This is a genomic window from Burkholderia sp. AU32262, from assembly GCF_020419985.1.
GTDB classification, from domain to species: Bacteria; Pseudomonadota; Gammaproteobacteria; order Burkholderiales; family Burkholderiaceae; genus Burkholderia; species Burkholderia semiarida.
Genome location: NZ_JAIZRS010000030.1, coordinates 1 through 20,573 on the forward strand (window position 1 = coordinate 1; position 20,573 = coordinate 20,573).

At 69.2% G+C, this 20,573-nt stretch carries 19 protein-coding genes, 1 pseudogene and 1 riboswitch; of the genes and pseudogenes, 18 read left to right on the forward strand and 2 right to left on the reverse strand.

The features are described from left to right. From LGN10_RS27925 to metF, 18 genes and pseudogenes are all read left to right on the forward strand, one after another. Positions 1-353 (forward strand): annotated as a pseudogene (locus tag LGN10_RS27925) (methyl-accepting chemotaxis protein); the annotation flags it as partial. 3 nt (positions 354-356) lie between these two features. Then, the gene (locus LGN10_RS27930; protein ID WP_060310197.1) at positions 357-1,349 is read left to right on the forward strand and encodes a CheR family methyltransferase; all 993 of its coding nucleotides are present in this window, start codon (positions 357-359) and stop codon (positions 1,347-1,349) included. Beyond that, positions 1,346-2,080 carry a chemoreceptor glutamine deamidase CheD gene (cheD, locus tag LGN10_RS27935; protein ID WP_059638382.1) on the forward strand — a complete coding sequence of 245 codons (735 nt, stop codon included), beginning with the start codon at positions 1,346-1,348 and terminating at the stop codon, positions 2,078-2,080. Before LGN10_RS27930 ends, cheD begins: the two co-directional genes overlap by 4 nt. Beyond that, positions 2,077-3,168 carry a protein-glutamate methylesterase/protein-glutamine glutaminase gene (locus LGN10_RS27940; protein ID WP_226225719.1) on the forward strand — a complete coding sequence of 364 codons (1,092 nt, stop codon included), beginning with the start codon at positions 2,077-2,079 and terminating at the stop codon, positions 3,166-3,168. Before cheD ends, LGN10_RS27940 begins: the two co-directional genes overlap by 4 nt. A 67-nt stretch (positions 3,169-3,235) precedes the next feature. Continuing rightward, complete coding sequence (gene cheY / locus LGN10_RS27945) at positions 3,236-3,631, forward strand: chemotaxis response regulator CheY (RefSeq protein WP_026045350.1); 396 nt, start codon at positions 3,236-3,238, stop codon at positions 3,629-3,631. Between the two features lie 2 nt (positions 3,632-3,633). Then, on the forward strand, positions 3,634-4,365 hold the full coding sequence (cheZ, locus tag LGN10_RS27950) for a protein phosphatase CheZ (RefSeq protein ID WP_059578110.1): 732 nt from the start codon (positions 3,634-3,636) through the stop codon (positions 4,363-4,365). Between the two features lie 330 nt (positions 4,366-4,695). Further along, positions 4,696-5,199, forward strand: coding sequence for a DUF2844 domain-containing protein (locus LGN10_RS27955; RefSeq protein ID WP_226225720.1), 504 nt, complete (start codon positions 4,696-4,698; stop codon positions 5,197-5,199). 16 nt (positions 5,200-5,215) lie between these two features. Continuing rightward, entirely contained in the window at positions 5,216-6,448 is a 1,233-nt protein-coding gene (locus tag LGN10_RS27960; protein WP_226225722.1) for a DUF3443 domain-containing protein, read from the forward strand. 169 nt (positions 6,449-6,617) lie between these two features. After that, positions 6,618-7,115: a VOC family protein gene (locus LGN10_RS27965; RefSeq protein ID WP_099315952.1), complete on the forward strand. Its 498-nt coding sequence runs from the start codon at positions 6,618-6,620 to the stop codon at positions 7,113-7,115. A 480-nt stretch (positions 7,116-7,595) separates the two neighbouring features. Further along, a complete protein-coding gene (locus LGN10_RS27970) occupies positions 7,596-7,976 on the forward strand; it encodes a DUF805 domain-containing protein (RefSeq protein WP_059578122.1) in 381 nt (126 codons plus the stop codon). A gap of 365 nt (positions 7,977-8,341) precedes the next feature. Further along, a complete protein-coding gene (flhB, locus tag LGN10_RS27975) occupies positions 8,342-9,541 on the forward strand; it encodes a flagellar biosynthesis protein FlhB (RefSeq protein ID WP_099315953.1) in 1,200 nt (399 codons plus the stop codon). Further along, positions 9,538-11,640, forward strand: a complete 2,103-nt coding sequence (gene flhA, locus LGN10_RS27980; protein ID WP_059578127.1) for a flagellar biosynthesis protein FlhA — start codon at positions 9,538-9,540, stop codon at positions 11,638-11,640. The genes flhB and flhA overlap by 4 nt, the downstream gene beginning before the upstream one ends. Then, entirely contained in the window at positions 11,637-13,457 is a 1,821-nt protein-coding gene (gene flhF, locus LGN10_RS27985; protein WP_226225724.1) for a flagellar biosynthesis protein FlhF, read from the forward strand. The genes flhA and flhF overlap by 4 nt, the downstream gene beginning before the upstream one ends. Further along, on the forward strand, positions 13,450-14,268 hold the full coding sequence (locus LGN10_RS27990) for a flagellar biosynthesis protein FlhG (protein WP_059638371.1): 819 nt from the start codon (positions 13,450-13,452) through the stop codon (positions 14,266-14,268). The genes flhF and LGN10_RS27990 overlap by 8 nt, the downstream gene beginning before the upstream one ends. A 22-nt stretch (positions 14,269-14,290) precedes the next feature. Continuing rightward, the gene (locus tag LGN10_RS27995; protein ID WP_226225726.1) at positions 14,291-15,025 is read left to right on the forward strand and encodes an RNA polymerase sigma factor FliA; all 735 of its coding nucleotides are present in this window, start codon (positions 14,291-14,293) and stop codon (positions 15,023-15,025) included. Between the two features lie 95 nt (positions 15,026-15,120). Then, positions 15,121-15,240, forward strand: a riboswitch (S-adenosyl-L-homocysteine riboswitch). 32 nt (positions 15,241-15,272) lie between these two features. Next, positions 15,273-16,691, forward strand: coding sequence for an adenosylhomocysteinase (gene ahcY, locus LGN10_RS28000; RefSeq protein WP_059503304.1), 1,419 nt, complete (start codon positions 15,273-15,275; stop codon positions 16,689-16,691). Between the two features lie 97 nt (positions 16,692-16,788). Then, complete coding sequence (locus LGN10_RS28005; protein WP_011882923.1) at positions 16,789-17,142, forward strand: phage holin family protein; 354 nt, start codon at positions 16,789-16,791, stop codon at positions 17,140-17,142. A gap of 34 nt (positions 17,143-17,176) precedes the next feature. Beyond that, on the forward strand, positions 17,177-18,007 hold the full coding sequence (metF, locus tag LGN10_RS28010; protein WP_059578135.1) for a methylenetetrahydrofolate reductase [NAD(P)H]: 831 nt from the start codon (positions 17,177-17,179) through the stop codon (positions 18,005-18,007). A 104-nt stretch (positions 18,008-18,111) separates the two neighbouring features. On the opposite strand, the gene LGN10_RS28015 is transcribed toward metF, so the two are convergent. Further along, complete coding sequence (locus LGN10_RS28015) at positions 18,112-19,590, reverse strand: amidase (RefSeq protein WP_226225756.1); 1,479 nt, start codon at positions 19,588-19,590, stop codon at positions 18,112-18,114. 79 nt (positions 19,591-19,669) lie between these two features. Further along, complete coding sequence (locus LGN10_RS28020) at positions 19,670-20,362, reverse strand: dienelactone hydrolase family protein (protein WP_226225727.1); 693 nt, start codon at positions 20,360-20,362, stop codon at positions 19,670-19,672. Positions 20,363-20,573: the final 211 nt, after the last annotated feature.

The window sequence follows — 20,573 nt, forward strand, 5'->3', positions numbered from 1 at the left end:
CGGCGGCGCTGCCGTCGGCGTCGCGCCACGACGCGCCGGTCGCCGCGCTGCCGGCGCCGCAGGGTGCGGCCCAGCCGGCGGCACGGCGCGCCGCGCCGGCGTCGCGCACGGCTGTGTCGGGCGCCGAGCACGAATCGAAGCGCGCGGCCGACGCCGCGCCGCGCACGCAGAAGGACGCACCGGCTGCCCGTGGCGCCGCCGCGGCGGGCGGCTATGGCCCGCGTCTGGCGAAGACGGCCGCCCCGGCGGACAAGCCGGCCGCGAAGCCCGCGCTCGTGCGCCCGGCGCTGAGCGGCGAGAAGCCCGCGCTGGCGGCCGCCGGCGCGTCCGACGACGACTGGGAGACCTTCTAAGCCATGCAGCACGCGCGCGCGCCGTTTCGACCCGATGCACCGGATGCCTCGCCTCGCGCGGGCGAGCCGGGGCGCGACTTCGCGTTCACCGGCGCGGATTTCGCACGCATTCGCGCGCTGATCCACCAACGCGCGGGCATCTCGCTGTCCGAGCACAAGCGCGACATGGCCTACAGCCGTCTCGCGCGGCGGTTGCGGGCGCGCGGCCTCGACACGTTCCGCGACTACCTCGACCTGCTCGAACAGGAAGACGATCCGCTCGAGTGGGAAGCGTTCACCAATGCGCTGACGACCAACCTGACCGCGTTTTTCCGCGAGGCGCACCATTTCCCGATCCTGTCGGAATTCGTGAAAGGGCGGCCGGCGCCGGTATCGGTCTGGTGCTCGGCGGCGTCGACCGGCGAGGAGCCGTACTCGATCGCGATCACGCTGATCGAGGCGCTCGGCGAAACAGCCGCGCGCGGCGCGTCGATCCTCGCGACCGATCTCGACACGCAGGTGCTCGCGAAGGCCGAAGCCGGCATCTACACGTACGACCAGGTCAAGCACCTGTCGCCGGAGCGGCTCAAGCGCTTCTTCCTGAAGGGCACGGGCGCGCAGGCCGGCCGCGTGAAGGTGCGCCCCGAGCTGCGCGCGATGATCCGCTTCGAGCAACTGAACCTGACCGATGCGGACTACGGGATCGCGAAGCCGTTCGACGCGATCTTCTGCCGCAACGTGATGATCTATTTCGACAAGCCGACGCAGGGGCAGGTGCTGTCGCGCTTCGAGCCGCTCGTGAAGCCGGGCGGCCTGCTGTTCGCCGGCCATTCGGAGAACTTCACGTACGTGACGCAGGCGTTCCGGCTGCGCGGGCAGACGGTGTACGAACTCACGCGCGACGCCGCGCAGGGCGCGCGCTCGCGCGGTGCGCCGGCGAGCGCGGCGGCCGAGCTGCCGTCGCCCGTGCGCGCACGGGCCGCGGGCGGCGCGCCGGCCCTGGGAGAGCGCGGATGAGCGCACTGCCGATCGCGACCAATCGCTACTTCGACAACCACTTCGAACGCCCCGGCGTGAAGCTGTTGCCGAACGAGTTCTACACGACGGCCGATGACATGGTGCTGATGACCGTGCTCGGCTCGTGCGTCGCCGCGTGCCTGCACGATCCGTACGCGGGCATCGGCGGGATGAATCATTTCATGCTGCCGGACGACGGCGCCGATCCGGGCGCGGCCGCGTCGGAATCGATGCGCTACGGCGCGTATGCGATGGAAGTGCTGATCAACGAGCTGATCAAGGCCGGCGGGCGCCGCGAGCGCTTCGAGGCGAAGGTGTTCGGCGGCGCGGCCGTGCTGGCCGGGATGACGACGATCAACATCGGCGATCGCAACGCCGATTTCGTGCGCCGCTACCTCGCGCTCGAGCGCATCCGCATCACCGCGGAAGACTTGCAGGGCGTGCATCCTCGCAAGGTCGCGTTCATGCCGCACAGCGGGCGCGCGATGGTGAAGAAGCTGCGGCTGCAGGTGCCGGGCGTGACCGAGCGCGAAGCCGCGCTCGCGCGCGAGGCCGAGCGCGCCCGCCGCGCGCACGTCGAGCTGTTTGCCGCGAAGCGGCCTGCCGCGCCGCAGCCGGCGCGCCCGCGCATCGAGCTGTTCGGCGGGCGCGGCGCCGCGCCGGCCGGCGGCAGCGCGGCCGCAGCCGGCGGCGGACGGGCGGCAAACCTATCAAGAAAGCAGGAGGCATGACCGCAGTGCAGAAGATCAAAGTATTGTGCGTCGACGATTCGGCGTTGATCCGCAGCCTGATGACCGAGATCATCAACAGCCAGCCCGACATGACGGTGTGCGCGACCGCGCCCGATCCGCTCGTCGCGCGCGAGCTCATCAAGCAGCACAACCCCGACGTGCTCACGCTCGACGTCGAAATGCCGCGCATGGACGGGCTCGACTTCCTCGAGAAGCTGATGCGCCTGCGGCCGATGCCGGTCGTGATGGTGTCGTCGCTGACCGAGCGCGGCTCGGAAATCACGCTGCGCGCGCTCGAACTCGGCGCGGTGGATTTCGTCACGAAGCCGCGCGTCGGGATTCGCGACGGGATGCTCGACTACGCGGAAAAGCTCGCCGACAAGATCCGCGCGGCGTCGCGTGCGCGCGTGCGCCAGGCGCCGCAGCCGCAGGCCGCCGCGCGCACGGCGGACAGCGCCGCGGCCGCGCCGATGATCAACAATCCGCTCGTCAGTACCGAGAAACTGATCATCATCGGCGCGTCGACGGGCGGCACCGAGGCGATCCGCGAAGTGCTGACGCCGCTGCCGCCGGATGCGCCGGCCGTGCTGATCGCGCAGCACATGCCGCCGGGCTTCACGAAGTCGTTCGCGCAGCGGCTGAACGGGTTGTGCCGGATCGCGGTGAAGGAAGCCGAGCACGGCGAACGCGTGCTGCCCGGCCATGCGTACATCGCGCCGGGGCACGCACACCTGTTGCTCGCGAGAAGCGGCGCGAACTATATTGCGCAACTGTCGGACGAGCCGCCGGTGAACCGGCACCGCCCGTCGGTCGACGTGCTGTTCCGCTCGGCGGCGACGCACGCGGGCAAGAACGCGATCGGCGTGATCCTCACCGGGATGGGCCGCGACGGCGCGGCCGGCCTGCTGGAAATGAAACGCGCGGGCGCTTACACGTTCGCGCAGGACGAAGCGAGCTGCATCGTGTTCGGGATGCCGCGCGAGGCGATCGCGCTCGGCGGCGCGGACGAGGTCGCGCCGCTCGCCGACATGAGCCGCCGCGTGATGGCGCGCCTGGCGACGATGGGCGACCGCGTGCAGCGCGTGTGAATGGAATGTCACGGGGCGCGTGCCACGCTACACGCCTCGACGGAAACGAATCTGGAAAGGAACGACGATGGACAAGAGCATGAAAATCCTGGTGGTGGACGATTTCCCGACGATGCGCCGGATCGTCCGCAACCTGCTCAAGGAACTGGGCTACACGAACGTCGACGAGGCGGAAGACGGCGCGGCCGGCCTCGCGCGGCTGCGCGGCGGCGGCTTCGACTTCGTGATCTCCGACTGGAACATGCCGAACCTCGACGGCCTCGCGATGCTGAAGGAAATCCGCGCGGACGCGACGCTCACGCACCTGCCGGTGCTGATGGTCACGGCCGAGTCGAAGAAGGAGAACATCATCGCGGCCGCCCAGGCCGGCGCGAGCGGCTACGTCGTGAAACCGTTCACGGCCGCGACGCTCGACGAGAAGCTGAACAAGATCATCGACAAGATGGCCAAGACCGGGAGCTGAACGTGAACGAGCCGATCCATGCGGCGCTCGCCGGCGCGGCGGTCAACGCCGACGGCCATGCCGAAGGCGCCGATTACGCGAGCGACCGGATCCTCGCGCGCATCGGCCACGTCACGCGCACGCTGCGCGATTCGATGCGCGAGCTCGGGCTCGACAAGCATGTCGAGCGCGCGGCCGAAGCCGTGCCCGATGCGCGCGACCGCCTGCGCTACGTCGCGACGATGACCGAGCAGGCCGCGGTGCGCGTGCTGAATGCGATCGAGATCGCGAAGCCGATGCAGGAGCGCGTCCAGAACGAGGCCGAGGCGCTTGACGCACGCTGGGCGCAGTGGTATGCGGCGCCGATCGAGCACGCGGAAGTGCGCGAGCTGATGGACGATACGCGCGCGTTCCTGCGCACGCTGCCCGAATCGACGGCGGCGACCCGCGCGCAACTGCTCGAGATCATGCTCGCGCAGGATTTCCAGGATCTGACCGGGCAGGTGATCAAGAAGATCATGGACATGGTCTACCTGATCGAGCAACAGCTCCTCACCGTGCTCGTCGAGAACATCGCGCCCGAGCGGCGCGAGCAGTTCGCGGCCACCGCCGCCGCGCTCGCGGCCGAACAGATCAGCGCGACCGGCAGCCCCGAGTCGCTGCTGAACGGCCCGCAGATCGCGCCGGAAGGCAAATCCGACGTGGTTCAGGACCAGGGGCAGGTCGACGACCTGCTCGCGAGCCTCGGTTTCTGACCTGCCGCGGCGCAGCCGCGCGCCCCTTCGCCGGGCGCCCCATTGCCGGGCGCCCCATTGCCGGGCGCCCCTTTGCCGGGCGCCCCTTTGCCGGGCGCCCCGTTCCGCGGGGCCGCCGATGCGCGCATTCCCCTTTCTTGCGTCGTTCCTTAGTGCCCGCCGCCGCCGCTGCGCGGCGTGATCCTGCGTCGAATTGACACTTGGACACACTCCGCAGGCATACTACGCGTCAGCAGCAACGCAGGGTCATTCGTACGATTCATCGGTGGACAGGCGGCGCGGGCCGATGGCGGCGCCGTCGGCAACGCAGCCAGTCCCTTGGGGGGGAACGTGAAGCTGAAACGCTTGGGCTGGACCGTCGCGCACGCGACGGCTGCAATTGGTGTGCTGTGGGCCGTCCACGCACACGCGGAACTGGGCGGCGCGCCGATGTCGCCGCCGGCGGACGATCAGGCCGCCACAGTGCGCGCTCTGCAGCGCGCGATGCGCTCGGCGGACGGCGTGCAGACGAGCGCGGCCGCCTATACCGTGCGCGAGATCACGCTCGGGTCGGGCACCGTCATCCACGAATACACGTCGGCCGCCGGCAGCGTGTTCGGCCTCGCATGGCGCGGGCCGACGATGCCGGATCTCGCGTCGCTGCTCGGCAGCTATTTCCCGCAGTACACGGCCGGCGTCCAGGCGGCGCACCGGGCGCGCGGCTGGCGCGCGCCGGTGGCCGTCGAGACGAGCGGCCTCGTGATCCGGACGGGCGGCCACATGGGCGCCTTCTCCGGCCAGGCATGGCTGCCGTCGGCGCTGCCTGCCGGCGTGGCCGGCACCGATATCCAGTGACAGCGGGAGAGCGATCTTGAGCATTCCTCGTACATTCAAGCGCTGGCTCGGCGTGCTGGGCCTCCTGGCCGCGACGGCCGTGCTCGTGACGGCATGCGGCGGCGGCGATGGCGGCGGCAGCGGTGCGGGCAACAACGGCAATACCGGCAACAACGGCTCCGACGGCAACAGCGGCAACACGGCCGTCATCACGGTCGGCGCCGGCGCCGCGAACGTGATCAACATCCCGACCGTCAGCGTGAAGGTCTGCGTGCCGGGCACGTCGAACTGCCAGATCGTCAACAACGTGCTCGTCGACACCGCGTCCTACGGGCTGCGGCTCGTCGGCAGCGCGGTGTCGGGCGTGCTCGGCAGCCTGCCGCATGTGACGAGCGGCGGCGCGCCGGTCGCCGAATGCGGCAAGTTCGTGTCGAGCTACACGTGGGGGTCGGTGCGCACGGTCGACCTGTCGATCGGCTCCGAGCAGGCGGCGTCGCTGCCGGTGCAGATCATCGGCGACCTCGGCACGGCGAACGTGCCGAGCTCGTGCACGAACGGCGGCGCGTCGGCCAACTCGACGGGCGCGCTCGGCGCGAACGGGATCCTCGGCATCGGGCCGGCGCCGTACGACTGCGGCACGACGTGCGCGACGTCGACGTCGTCGAACAACAACAACTACTACGCGTGCCCGAACGGCGACAACGCGAGCTGCACGGTCGCGCTCGTGCCGCTCGCGCAGCAGGTGGCGAACCCCGTGCATCGTTTCGCGAACAACGACGGCGTGAGCGTGCAGATGCCGACCATCTCGGACAACGGGCAGGCGAGCGCGACCGGCACGCTGACGTTCGGCCTGCCGAACCTGAGCGGCAAGACGGTGATGACGTCGACCACGACCGGCGACGTCAGCGCGACGTTCCAGGGGCGCAACGTGATGGCGTTCTTCGATACGGGCTCGAACGCGTATTTCTTCAACGATTCGGCGCAGACGGTCTGTTCGAGGAATACGGAGTTCTACTGCCCGTCGTCCACGACCGCCTATTCGGCGACGCTGAGCGGCCAGAACGGCGCATCGGGCACCGTGTCGATGCCGGTCGCGAACGCGGATTCGCTGTTCTCCAATTCGTCGACGTTCGCGTTCAACGACATCGCGGGGCCGTTCGGCTCGTCCAGCTGGCTCGACATCGGCATGCCGCACTTCTACGGCAAGACGATCTACTTCGGGATGGACAAGACCGCGAGCGGCGGCGCGCAGCCGTTCGTCGCGTTCTGACGCGGCACGGCCGCGGGCAGCAGCAAAAAGGGGGCGAGCGATCGCCCCCTTTTTTTATCCGACAGCCGGCCGCGCGCGCACTACGGATCGAATCGCCGCCGTGTGCGCGTGCAGCGCCTACGATGTAAGACCGGCACCGGTGCCGGCACGACATCGAGGAGACAGCGCCATGACCCCGCGCATACAACGCATCACGCCGTTCCTATGGTTCGACCGCGACGCCGAGGCGGCGGCCGATTTCTACGTATCGGTGTTCGACAACGCGCGCATCGTGCACGTCGCGCGCTACGGCAAGGCCGGCGCGCACGCGTCCGGACAGGCCGAGGGCACGGTGATGACGGTCGCGTTCGAACTCGACGGGCAGGCGTTCGTCGCGCTGAACGGCGGCCCCGTGTTCCAGATGACGCCGGCCGTGTCGTTCGTCGTCAACTGCCGCGACCAGGACGAGATCGACCATTACTGGGCGCGCCTGGCCGAAGGCGGCGACGCGCGCGCGCAGCAATGCGGGTGGCTGCGCGACCGCTTCGGCGTGTCGTGGCAGGTCGTGCCCGTGCAGATGGCCGAACTGATGACGGGCGACCCGGCCCGCGCCGAGCGCGTGATGGCGCAGGTGATGACGATGAAGAAGCTCGATCTCGGCGCGCTGCAGCGGGCGGCAGCCGGTTAGCGGCGGTCGGCCAGGCCGCTTCGCTCGGTCTGGCCGTTCAGGCTTTTCACGCCTTTCACGCCTTTGAGGCCAGTGGCCGCCCGTGCCGTATTGCCGTCGGGCGAGGCGATGCGGCCGGTATCGACAATGGCGAAGGGTGACGCGACCGCCGCGCCTGCGTATTGCCGGCTGCCCGGTTAATCGCACGCCGGATCCTCGAGTCGATTATCGGGGCGGCCGTTTCATTCGGCTGTAATCGAATGCCGGATTATCCGGGCCGTCGTTTCCGTCAGATCTTCACGATTATTAAAATGACGCGGCGTGCAAGCCCCGGCCAAGCCGAAATGCGCCATTGCAGCCATTTCCGTGTCATATGGGCGGGCGATACGCCCCTGTGCGCGTAGTGCGCCGCATGCGAAAAGAGATGGAGCGCACTGAAATTCAACCCTATAATTTCGGCGTTGTTTCCGGGGTGCCAATATAAAACAGGAGGGTAATAAGATGAATTTTTCCGAAGCCATTCGTGCCGTACTGAATAAATACGCCACGTTCGAAGGCCGTGCGCGCCGCGCCGAATACTGGTATTTCGCGCTGCTGAGCTGCGTGCTGTCGATCGTCGGCCAGATCATCGGCGCGGCCGGCCGCGACGGCGGCCTGATCACGCTGCTGCTGCTCGGCGCGATCTCCCTGGTGTCGCTCGCGCTGATCGTTCCGGGCATCGCGGTCAGCGTGCGCCGCCTGCACGATACGGGCCGCTCGGGCTGGTTCCTGCTGCTCGCGCTGATTCCGATCGTCGGCAGCATCCTGCTGCTCGTGTGGATGTGCTCGCGCGGCACCGAAGGCCCGAACCGTTTCGGCGCGGACCCGATTCCGGCCGTCTGACCGACGCTGGCCCCCACGCACGACGCCGTTGGGGGCCGTTTGCCCCGCTTCACCCGCTTTCCCGCTTTCCCGCTGTCCTGCTGTCCCGCTGTCCTGCTGTCCCGCCCGCCGTTTCACCGTTCCCTTCGCATCGCACCGTCACCGTCCCGCCTGCGGCCGCGATTTCGCCGACGCGCCGCCCGGCCCGCTTTCGCGCCGCGCCGCGCGTCGTTCCGCCCCCGCTCCGGCCGTGTTCGCGGCCGCTCGCCCGATTCCCCGAAATACCCCCCTTTCCCGGCTTTGCTCGACCGATCGGCGTTTGACGCCTCCATGAATAATCGGTGTCACTGAAAAACGGCATTCCGCCGTACCCGACTGGAGGCCCCGTGGCAGACGAGAGCGATCTCGACAAGACCGAAGCCGCCACTCCCAGGCGCCGCGAGAAGGCGCGCGAGGAGGGGCAGGTCGCGCGTTCGCGCGAACTGGCTTCGTTCGCACTGCTCGCGGCGGGGTTCTACGGCGCATGGCTGTTCGCGGGCCCGTCGGGCGCGCATCTGCAGGCGATGCTGCGCGGCGCGTTCACATTCGATCGCGCGACCGCGTTCGACACCGACCGGATGCTGTCGGCGGCCGGCAGCGCGAGCCTCGAAGGCTTCGCCGCGCTGCTGCCGCTCCTCGCGCTCACCGGCGTCGCCGCGCTGCTCGCGCCGATGGCGCTGGGCGGCTGGCTGATTTCGCAGAAGACGCTCGAACTGAAGTTCGACCGCCTGAACCCGATCTCGGGCCTCGGCCGGATCTTCTCGATCCAGGGGCCGATCCAGCTCGGGATGTCGATCGCGAAGACGCTGGTCGTCGGCGGGATCGGCGGCGTCGCGATCTGGCGCAGCAAGGACGAACTCCTCGGCCTCGCGACCCAGCCGCTCGGCGCCGCGCTGCCCGATGCGCTGCATCTGGTCGCCGTGTGCTGCGGCACGACGGTCGCCGGGATGCTGGTGGTCGCCGGGCTCGACGTGCCTTACCAACTCTGGCAGTACAACAAGAAGTTGCGCATGACGAAGGAAGAAGTGAAGCGCGAGCATCGCGAGAACGAGGGCGACCCGCACGTGAAGGGGCGGATCCGCCAGCAGCAGCGCGCGATCGCCCGCCGCCGGATGATGGCGGCCGTGCCGAAGGCCGACGTCGTCGTCACGAACCCGACGCACTTCGCGGTCGCGCTGCAATACACGGATGGCGAGATGCGCGCGCCGAAGGTCGTCGCGAAGGGCGTGAACCTCGTCGCCGCACGCATCCGCGAACTCGCGGCCGAACACAACGTGCCGCTGCTCGAAGCGCCGCCGCTCGCGCGTGCGCTGTATCACAACGTCGAACTCGAGCGCGAGATCCCCGGCTCGCTGTACTCGGCGGTCGCCGAAGTGCTCGCGTGGGTCTACCAGCTCAAGCGCTTCCGTTCGGAAGGCGGCGCGTTCCCGGCGGTGCCGGTCGATCTCGACGTGCCGGCCGAACTCGACAAGGGCGCGTCGGTCGCCGCCGACGACGAACGTGAAGAAGCCGAAGACGCGCTCGGCCAGCAAGGGAACGCAGCATGAGCACCCCGACCACCGGCCTGTTCGCCAAACGCACGAACCCGTTCGCGGGCACCAACCTGCGCGCGCTCGCGGGCCCGATCCTCATCTGCATGATCCTGGGGATGATGATCCTGCCGCTGCCGCCGGTGCTGCTGGATCTGCTGTTCACGTTCAACATCGCGCTGTCCGTGATGGTGCTGCTCGTCAGCATGTACACGATGAAGCCGCTCGACTTCGCGGCGTTCCCGAGCGTGCTGCTGTTCTCGACGCTCCTGCGCCTGTCGCTGAACGTCGCGTCGACGCGCGTCGTGCTGCTCGAAGGCCACACCGGGCCGGATGCTGCCGGCCAGGTGATCGAGGCGTTCGGCCACTTCCTCGTCGGCGGCAACTTCGCGGTCGGCATCGTCGTGTTCGTGATCCTGATGATCATCAACTTCATGGTGATCACGAAGGGCGCGGGGCGGATCGCCGAAGTGTCCGCGCGCTTCACGCTCGACGCGATGCCCGGCAAGCAGATGGCGATCGACGCCGACCTGAACGCGGGCCTCATCAACGAGGAACAGGCGCGCAAGCGGCGCCTGGCCGTCTCGCAGGAAGCCGAGTTCTACGGGTCGATGGACGGCGCGTCGAAGTTCGTGCGCGGCGACGCGATCGCCGGCCTGATCATCATGGCGATCAACGTGATCGGCGGGCTGATCGTCGGGATGGTCCAGCACGACATGAGCTTCGCCGCGGCCGGCACCAACTACACGCTGCTGACGATCGGCGACGGCCTCGTCGCGCAGATCCCGTCGCTCGTGATCTCGACCGCGGCCGGCGTGATCGTGTCGCGCGTCGCGACCGACGAGGACATCGGCACGCAGATCACCGGCCAGCTGTTCACGAACCCGCGCGTGCTGAACATCACCGGCGCGATCATCGTGCTGATGGGGCTGATCCCCGGGATGCCGCACTTCGCGTTCCTCGCGCTCGGCGCCGGCGCGATCTGGCTCGCGCGCACGCAGACCCGGCGCGCGGCGGCCCGCAAGGCGGCCGGCGACGTGACCGACATCGCGCCGCCCGCCGTGCTGCCGGCCGACAGTCACGAAGCGACCTGGGACGACGTGCAGCTGATCGACCCGCTCGGCCTCGAGGTCGGCTACCGGCTGATCCCGCTCGTCGACAAGAACAGCGACGGCGAGCTGCTCAAGCGCATCAAGAGCATCCGCAAGAAATTCGCGCAGGAAATCGGCTTCCTGCCGCCGGTGATCCATATCCGCGACAACCTCGAATTGCGGCCGAACGCATACCGGATCGCGCTGAAGGGCGTCGAGATCGGCTTCGGCGAAGTGTTCCCGGGCCAGTGGCTCGCGATCAACCCGGGCCAGGTGACGGCCGCGCTGCCGGGCGCCGTCACGCAGGATCCGGCGTTCGGGCTGCCGGCCGTGTGGATCGACGTCGCGATGCGCGAGCAGGCGCAGGTGTACGGCTACACGGTGGTCGATGCGAGCACGGTCGTCGCGACCCACCTGAATCATCTGGTCGTCCAGCATGCGGCCGAGCTGCTCGGCCGCCAGGAAGTGCAGGCGCTCGTCGAGCGCACCGGCAAGGACGCGCCGTCGCTCGTCGAGGACCTCGTGCCGAAGACGATCTCGCTCACCACGCTGCAGAAGGTGCTGCAGAACCTGCTCGAGGAAGGCGTGCCGATCCGCGACATGCGCACGATCCTCGAGGCCGTGTCCGAGCATGCGGGCCGCGGCGACGCGTTCGAGATCACGGCCGCGGTGCGCCTCTCGCTCGGCCGCGCGATCACGCAGCAGTGGTATCCGGGCAACGGCGAAATGCAGGTGATGGGCCTCGACGCGAATCTGGAGCGCGTGCTGTCGCAGGCGCTCGCCACCGGCGCGAACCCGGGCCTCGAGCCCGGCCTCGCGCACAACCTTCTGACCGGCACGCAGCAAGCGTTGCTGCGTCAACAGAATCTCGGGCTGCCGCCGGTGCTGCTGGTGCAGCACGCGCTGCGCGCGATGCTCGCGCGTTTCCTGCGCCGCAGCCTGCCGCAATTGAAAGTGCTGTCGTACGCCGAAGTGCCGGACACACGCACGATCAAAGTCGTTAACGTCATCGGGGGTTCCGCTTGAACATTCGCAAATTCACCGGCGCAACGAGCCGCGACGCACTTCGTCTCGTGCGCGAGGCGCTCGGCGCCGACGCGGTCGTGCTGTCGAACCGCACGCTCGATGACGGCAGCGTCGAAATCGTCGCACTCGCCGATTCGGATCTCGCCGCGGTGGCGCCGCCGGCCGCGCGGCCGCGCTTCGCTTCGCCGCGCCTGCCGGAATCCGTGCCGGCCGCCGCCGTGCCGGGCATCGTGTCGCGCCCGGGCATCGCCCCGCGCCCGGCCGTCAATCCGTATGCGGCGGGCGAAGGCGGGCTGCCTGACGTGTTCTCGTCCGTGTTCGGCGCGAGCGCCGACGCGCAAGAGGCTGACATGCAGGCTTCGTCGAGCGATGCGGACGCGCCGGCCGCCGCGCCGTCGATCGCCGCGCCGGCCGCAGGATCGCCGGCCGCCGGATCGCCTGCCGCCGGATCGCCGGCCGCCGGATCGCCTGCCGCCACTTCCGAACCCGCACCGTGGCTGGTCGAGCACGCGAAGCGCCTGACGCAGCAGCGCGACGCGCTGATCGCCCGTGCGCAGGCGCCGGTCGAGCCGCTGGAAAGCGCGCCGCAGCCCGCAGCCAGCGCGACGCCGCCCGACTGGGCCCGCGACATCGTGCGTGAGGCCCAACGCCGGATGCCTGCCGCCGGATCGCCTGCCGCCGGATCGCCTGCCGCCGGATCGCCGGCCGCCACGAAGCGCACACCCGACACGGGCGCCGCGTACGCGGCGAGGGCGGCGGACCGCACGCGCCTGCCCTCCGACGCGGCCGCCGCGGTGGCCGACGCGGTGAAGTCGCGCATCGAGCGGATCGTCAACGACACCGTGATGCAGGAGCTCGGCGAGCTGCGCGGGATGATGGAGGAGCAGTTCGACAGCCTGATGTGGCACGACCGCCAGCGTCGCAGCGCCGTTCACGGCGCGCTGACGAAGCACCTGTTCGCGGCCGGTTTCTCCGCGCAGCTCGTGCGGATGCTGGTCGACAACCTGCCGGCCGGCGACGGCGCGCAGACCTTCGAGCAGGCCGCCGAATGGGCGCAGTCGGTGCTCGCGTCGAACCTGCCGGTGCTCGACAGCGAGGACGCGCTGATGGAGCGCGGCGGCGTGTTCGCGCTGATGGGGCCGACGGGCGTCGGCAAGACGACCACCACCGCGAAGCTGGCCGCGCGCTGCGTGATGCGCTTCGGCGCGAGCAAGGTCGCGCTGCTGACCACCGACAGCTACCGGATCGGCGGCCACGAACAACTGCGCATCTTCGGCAAGATCCTCGGCGTGCCGGTGCACGCGGTGAAGGACGCGGGCGATCTCGCGCTCGCGCTGTCCGAGCTGCGCAACAAGCACATCGTGCTGATCGACACGATCGGCATGAGCCAGCGCGACCGCGCGGTGTCCGACCAGATCGCGATGCTGCACGGCGCGAACGCACCGGTGCAGCGCCTGCTGCTGCTGAACGCGACGAGCCACGGCGACACGCTCAACGAAGTCGTGCAGGCCTACCGCAGCGCGGGCGAGCACCCCGACCTGGCCGGCTGCATCCTGACCAAGCTCGACGAGGCGACCCACCTCGGCGGCGTGCTCGACACGGTGATCCGCTACAAGCTGCCGGTCCACTACGTGTCGACCGGCCAGAAGGTGCCGGAGAACCTGTACGTCGCGTCGACCCGATTCCTGCTGAAGAGCGCGTTCTGCGTGCCGCGCGACGGCTCGCCCTTCGTGCCGCAGGACGACGACATGCCGACGCTGCTCTCCGCACTGACCGCGCGTTCCACTGCCGAGCTGCACGAGGTGCGATTTGGATAAACCGATCATCGATCAGGCCGAAGGGCTGCGCCGCCTGCTGGCCGGGCGCGCGTCGCGCATCGTCGCGGTGACGGGCGGGCCGGCGGGCGTCGGCTGCACGTCGACCGTCGTGAATCTCGCGGCGGCGCTCGCGTCGCTCGGCAAGGACGTGCTCGTCGTCGACGAGCGCGCCGACGTGCGCTCGGCCAGCGCGACGCTCGCCGGCGCGTGGCTGCGCGACGGCGCGCGCACGCGGGTCGCGGCCGGTTTCAGCCTGTGCGCGGCGGCGCGGCTCGCGCGCGCCGGCTACAGCGACGCGCAACTGAGCGACTTCATCGACGGCCCGGCCGACATCGTCCTCGTCGACGCGCAGCTCGGCGCCGACGGGGCGTTCTCGGCGCTCGCGCGCGAAGCGCACGACGTGCTGGTCGTCACGCGGGTCGCCGCGCAGGCGATCACCGAGGCGTATGCGTGCATGAAGCGGCTGCATTTCGCGCACGCGTTCGCGCAGTTCCGCGTGCTGACCAACCAGGTCGGCAGCCACGCGGACGCGAAGGCGGCGTTCGACAACCTCGCGGGCGTCGCGAACCGCTACCTGACCGTGTCGATCGCCGACGCGGGCTGCGTGAGCGCCGATCCGCTCGTCGAGCACGCCCGCGAATTGATGCATGCGGTGGTCGACGCGTTTCCGTCGTCGTCCGCCGCGCGCGACTACCGGCAGATTGCCGCCGACCTGTTGTACTGGCCGATGCGCCCGCGTTCGGGTGCGGGCCGCGCGGTCCACGCCGGCGGCAAGCCGTCGTACGAGGCGGGCGCGGCACACGCCGCGTGAGCGCCACCCGGAGGAGGGAGCCATGATGTACAACGCTCAAGGAAAGATGTCCCAGGCCGACGTGCTCGCGCAATACGCGCCGCTCGTGCGCCGCCTCGGATTGCAGCTCGTCGCGAAAATGCCGGCGAGCGTCGATCTCGACGACCTGATCCAGGCCGGCATGATCGGCCTGATGGACGCGGCGGGCCGCTACAAGGAAGACCAGGGCGCGCAGTTCGAGACCTACGCGACGCAGCGCATCCGCGGCGCGATGCTCGACGAGCTGCGCAGCAACGACTGGCTGCCGCGCAGCCTGCGCAAGACCTCGCGCGAGGTCGAGCACGCGGTGCACCAGGTCGAGCAGCACCTCGGCCGCTCGGCGAGCGAGACCGAGATCGCGCAGCACCTGAACATGCCGCTCGACGAATACCAGGGGATGCTGCAGGACCTGCACGGCAGCCAGCTCATCTACTACGAGGATTTCGATCGCGCGGTCGACGACGAGCCGTTCCTCGACCGCTATCGCGTCGATCACGCCGATCCGCTGTCGGCGCTGCTCGACGAACACCTGCGCGAGGCGCTCGTCGAGGCGATCGAGCGGCTGCCGGAGCGCGAGAAGCTGCTGATGTCGCTGTACTACGAACGGGGTCTGAATCTGCGCGAGATCGGCGCGGTGCTCGAGGTGAGCGAATCGCGCGTGTGCCAGTTGCACAGCCAGGCCGTCGCGCGCCTGCGCGCGCGGCTGCGCGAGCAGGCGTGGGTGGGCGCGGAGTCCTGACCCTCTGCCGACGGCGGCGGCGCGCCGGCGCCGCGCGCTCGCGCCGTATGCGGTGCTTGCGCATTTCGCGCGCCGATTTGCTACAATCCCCTCCGTTTTCCGAGGAGCGTTGCGACGGACCATCCTGCGTCCGCCAGGCTCGGAAGGCTTCACCAAGCAGCCGTGCGGCGATTTTTTTCGCGCCGGCCCCGCTTCCTGAACGGCGCTCACGTCACCAATCTAGAAACTTTTTAGAAAGGAGGGCGTGATGAACGCCATTATCGATTCCAAGGCTTCCCACGATTACGTCGTCGCCGACATGGCGCTGGCCGGCTGGGGCCGCAAGGAACTCAACATCGCCGAGACCGAAATGCCGGGCCTCGTGCAGATCCGCGACGAATACAAGGCGCAGCAGCCGCTGAAGGGCGCGCGCATTGCCGGTTCGCTGCACATGACGATCCAGACGGGCGTGCTGATCGAGACGCTGAAGGCGCTCGGCGCGGACGTGCGCTGGGCGTCGTGCAACATCTTCTCGACGCAGGACCACGCGGCCGCCGCGATCGTCGAAGCCGGTACGCCGGTGTTCGCGTTCAAGGGCGAGTCGCTCGACGAATACTGGGAGTTCTCGCACCGCATCTTCGAATGGCCGAACGGCGAATTCGCGAACATGATCCTGGACGACGGCGGCGACGCCACGCTGCTGCTGATCCTCGGCTCGAAGGCCGAGAAGGACCGTTCGGTGATCGCGAAGCCGACCAACGAGGAAGAAGTCGCGCTGTACAAGTCGATCGCGGCGCACCTCGACGTCGACGCGAACTGGTACTCGAAGCGCCTCGCGCACATCAAGGGCGTGACGGAAGAAACCACGACCGGCGTGCACCGCCTGTACCAGATGGAAAAGGACGGCCGCCTGCCGTTCCCGGCGTTCAACGTGAACGATTCGGTCACGAAGTCGAAGTTCGACAACCTGTACGGCTGCCGCGAGTCGCTCGTCGACGGCATCAAGCGCGCGACCGACGTGATGATCGCGGGCAAGGTCGCGGTCGTCGCCGGCTACGGCGACGTGGGCAAGGGTTGCGCGCAATCGCTGCGCGGCCTGGGCGCGACCGTGTGGGTCACCGAAATCGATCCGATCTGCGCGCTGCAGGCGGCGATGGAAGGCTACCGCGTCGTGACGATGGAATACGCGGCGGACAAGGCCGACATCTTCGTGACGGCCACCGGCAACTACCACGTGATCAATCACGATCACATGAAGGCGATGCGTCACAACGCGATCGTCTGCAACATCGGTCACTTCGACTCGGAAATCGACGTCGCGTCGACGCGCCAGTACCAGTGGGAAAACATCAAGCCGCAGGTCGACCACATCATCTTCCCGGACGGCAAGCGCATCATCCTGCTGGCCGAAGGCCGCCTCGTGAACCTCGGCTGCGCGACCGGCCACCCGTCGTTCGTGATGTCGAATTCGTTCGCGAACCAGACGCTCGCGCAGATCGAACTCTTCACGCGCGGCGACCAGTACGAGAACAAGGTCTACGTGCTGCCGAAGCATCTCGATGAAAAGGTCGCGCGCCTGCACCTCGCGCGCATCGGCGCGAACCTGTCGGTGCTGTCGGACGAGCAGGCCGCGTACATCGGCGTGCAGAAGGACGGCCCGTTCAAGCCGAACCACTACCGCTACTGATGCGCTGCCGCCGCCGCGCCGTGCATGCCCGTCGCGGGCCGCGCGGCGCGGCGGCGCTCACCGATCGTACCGATCGACAACCGAACCGGAGCCCTCCATGAGCGTCATTCTCACCTGGGTCATCAACGCGCTCGCGCTGCTGATCATCACGTACCTCGTGCCGTCGATCCACATCAAGAGCTTCGGCACCGCGTTGATCGTCGCGGTCGTGCTCGGGCTGATCAACACGGTGATCCGGCCGGTGCTGATCCTGCTGACGCTGCCCGTCACGATCGTCACGCTCGGGGTGTTCATCCTCGTCGTGAACGCGCTGTGCTTCTGGTTCGCGTCGTCGCTGCTGAAGGGCTTCGAGGTGTCGGGGTTCTGGTCCGCGTTCTTCGGTTCGATCCTGTACAGCATCGTGTCGTGGCTGCTGTCCGCCCTGATCTTCGGCCAGCGCGACATCGGCTGAGGGCCGGCGGGCGCAGGCCCAACCCCATCGAATCATGAAACCGATCGAACTCTCGTTTGAATTCTTCCCGCCGAAGACGGCGGACGGCGTCGAAAAGCTGCGCGCCACGCGCGCGCAGCTGCTGCCGCTGAAGCCGAAATTCGTCTCCGTGACGTTCGGCGCCGGCGGCTCGACGCAGCAGGGCACGCTCGATACCGTGCTCGACATGCAGAAGGACGGCCTCGAGGCCGCGCCGCACCTGTCGTGCATCGGCTCGTCGCGCGACAGCCTGCGCGCGATCCTCGACCAGTACCGCTCGCACGGCATCCGGCACATCGTCGCGCTGCGCGGCGACCTGCCGTCGGGGATGGGCGCGGTCGGCGAGCTGCGCTATGCGTCGGAGCTCGTCAGCTTCATCCGCGCCGAGCACGGCGACTGGTTCCACATCGAGGTCGCAGGCTATCCGGAGTACCACCCGCAATCGCGCTCGCCGAAGGCCGATCTCGAGAATTTCGCGCGCAAGGTGAAAGCCGGCGCGAATTCCGCGATCACGCAGTACTTCTTCAACGCGGATGCGTATTTCCGCTTCGTCGACGACGCGCGCAAGCTGGGCGTGGACGTGCCGATCGTGCCGGGGATCATGCCGATCACGAACTTCTCGCAGTTGATGCGCTTCTCCGAGATGTGCGGAGCCGAAGTGCCGCGCTGGGTCGCGCGCCGGCTCGAGAGCTTCGGCGACGATCGCGAGTCGATCCGCGCGTTCGGCGCGGACGTCGTCACGGGCCTGTGCCAGCGCCTGATCGACGCGGGCGTGCCGGGGCTGCACTTCTACACGCTGAACGCGGCGGTCGCGACGCGGACGATCTGCGAACGGCTCGCGGTGTAAGCGCCGTCACGCGGTTGCATGCGTGAAAGCCCCGCCGGTTTGCGCCGGCGGGGCTTTTTCATGGTTCATCGAGAAGTACGACGCGCGGCGCAAACGCGCGCGCGTCAGCGCTGCGCCTGCATCAGCGGCGGGCGGCGGTCGAACCACGGCCGCGCCTGTTCGAGCTGCCGCGCGAGCCGGAGCAGCAACGCGTCGTCGGCGTGGCGCGCGGCGAACTGCACGCCGATCGGCAGCCCGCGCGCGTTCCAGTACAGCGGCACCGACATCGCCGGCTGGCCGGTCAGGTTGAACAGCTCGGTGCAGCCGGCCCACGCGAACGCCTTCTCCGACGACTTCGCGAGCATTTCCTTCAGCAGCGGCTTCACCGGCAGCGCGGCGACGAGCTTCATCTGCGCGGATTCGAACGGCGTCGGCTGCAGTTCGCCGATCTTCACCGGCGGCCCCGCGAGCGACGCGCACAGGATCGCGTCGTAGCGCGACACGAGGCCCGCGACCTGCACGGTGAGCTGGCGCTGCCATTCGAGCACGTCCGCCAGGCGCGTGCGCGCGAGGCGGCGGCCGACCACGGCCATCGCCCACGTCGCGGCCTCGAATTCGCCGCGCCGCGGCGCGCGGCCCGTCAGTTCGCGCGCGCCGAGCACCATGTCCTCGGCGATCGTCGCCCACAGCGTGAGGAAGGTTTCGGCCGCGCGCGCGTAGTCGATCGGCAGCGTCGCCGGCTCGACGTGGTGGCCGAGCGATTCGAGCAGCGCGGCCGCGTCGTCGAGCGCCGCGCGCGTGTCGGCCGCGAGCGCCGGCGCGAGCATCGGATCGACGACGAGGCCGATCCGCAGCGGGCCGGGCGGCGTATCGAGCGCGCCGAGGAAGGTGCCGGGCGCGCCGGGCGGCCGCGTCTGGCCGGTCGTCACGTCGAGCAGCAGCGCACTGTCGCGCACGCTGCGCGACACCGCGTGCTGGACGACGAGTTCGCCGTTCGACGGCAGGTCGACGAGCACCGGATTGCGGCTCGGCTTCAGGCCGAACAGCCCGCAGCACGACGCCGGAATGCGGATCGAGCCGCCGCCGTCGGACGCATGCGCGAGCGGCACGATGCCGGCCGCGACGGCCGCCGCCGCGCCGCCGCTCGAGCCGCCGGGCGTATGGTCGAGGTCCCACGGGTTGCGGCACGCGCCGAACAGCGCCGGTTCCGTGTACGGCATCTGGCCGATCTCGGACGTGTTGGTCTTGCCGAATATGTTCAGGCCCGCCGCGCGGCTGCGCGCGATCACCGGCGAATCGTCGGCCGGCACGAAGTACCGGTAGTGCCGGCTGCCCATCGACAGCGGCAGCCCGGCGACCGCCGCGCCGAGATCCTTGACGAGATACGGCACGCCCGCGAACGGCGTATCGGCGCCGGGTGCGGGCGTGGCCGCCGCACGCGCGCGCGCGGCTTCGTAGTCGTGCAGCACGATCGCGTTGATCGCGCCGTTGACCGCTTCGGCCTGGCCGATCGCGGCGTCGAGCAGTTCGCGCGGGCTGGCCTGGCGGTCGCGCACGAGCGCGGCGAGGCCGATTGCGTCATGCGCGAGATAGTCCGAGTGCATCGCGGTCACCCCCGTGTGATTCATGGCGATGGTGCGAGCATAACGCGGGCCCGGCGTGCGGGCCCGCGGCCGTGCCTTTTTAAAGATGCTCGGCGAGGAACGTCAGCGTGCGACCGTGCGCGAGCGCCGCGGCACGTTGGTTGTACGATGCGCGATCCGTGCAGTTGAAGCCGTGCTCGGCGCCCGGGTACACGTGGAACGACGCGTGGCCGCGGCCGGCGAATGCGGCCTTCACCTGGTCGACGGCGTCGAGCGGAATGCCGTGGTCGTTTTCCGCGTAGTGGAACAGGATCGGCTGCGTGATCTGGCCGGCGAGGTCGAGTGCGTTCTGGATGCCGCCGCCGTAATAGGACACCGCCGCGTCGAGCTTGCCGGTCGCGGCCGCGCGATACGCGAGCTGGCCGCCGAAGCAGTAGCCGATCGCGGCGAGCTTGCCGGCCACTTCGGGACGGGCGCGCAACGTGTCGGCCGCCGCGACGATGTCCGCGACCGCGAGACCCACGTCGGTTTTCTTCAGCAGCTCGATGCCCTTGTCGCGATCCGCGCCCTCGTAGGTCAGCTCGACGCGCGGCTGCGTGCGCCAGAACACGTCGGGCGCGAGCGCGACGAAGCCGTCGGCCGCATACTGGTCGGCGACCGCACGGATGTGCGCGTTCACGCCGAAGATCTCCTGGATGATGATGACGGCAGGCCCCTTGCCGCGCTTGGGCAGTGCGAGATAGCCGCCGAAGCTGTCGTTACCGGTCGGGATGTCGATCCATTGGGCAGTCACGTTCTGAACTCCTGGCGTGCGGGGTGCGGGAAGCGCCCCGGAGTGATAAGAGGCGGCCTAGGGCGTGAACACGCCCTAGTGTGCCACCAATCGCCCGCTGCTGCAGCGCACGCGGGCGCTTCTCGCGCAGCGATCGTTTCGATCTCGATTATTCATTTTTCGGCGCCGCGCCGCTTCGATAAAGTCGATGTGCCGGCCTTTACAAAGCGCT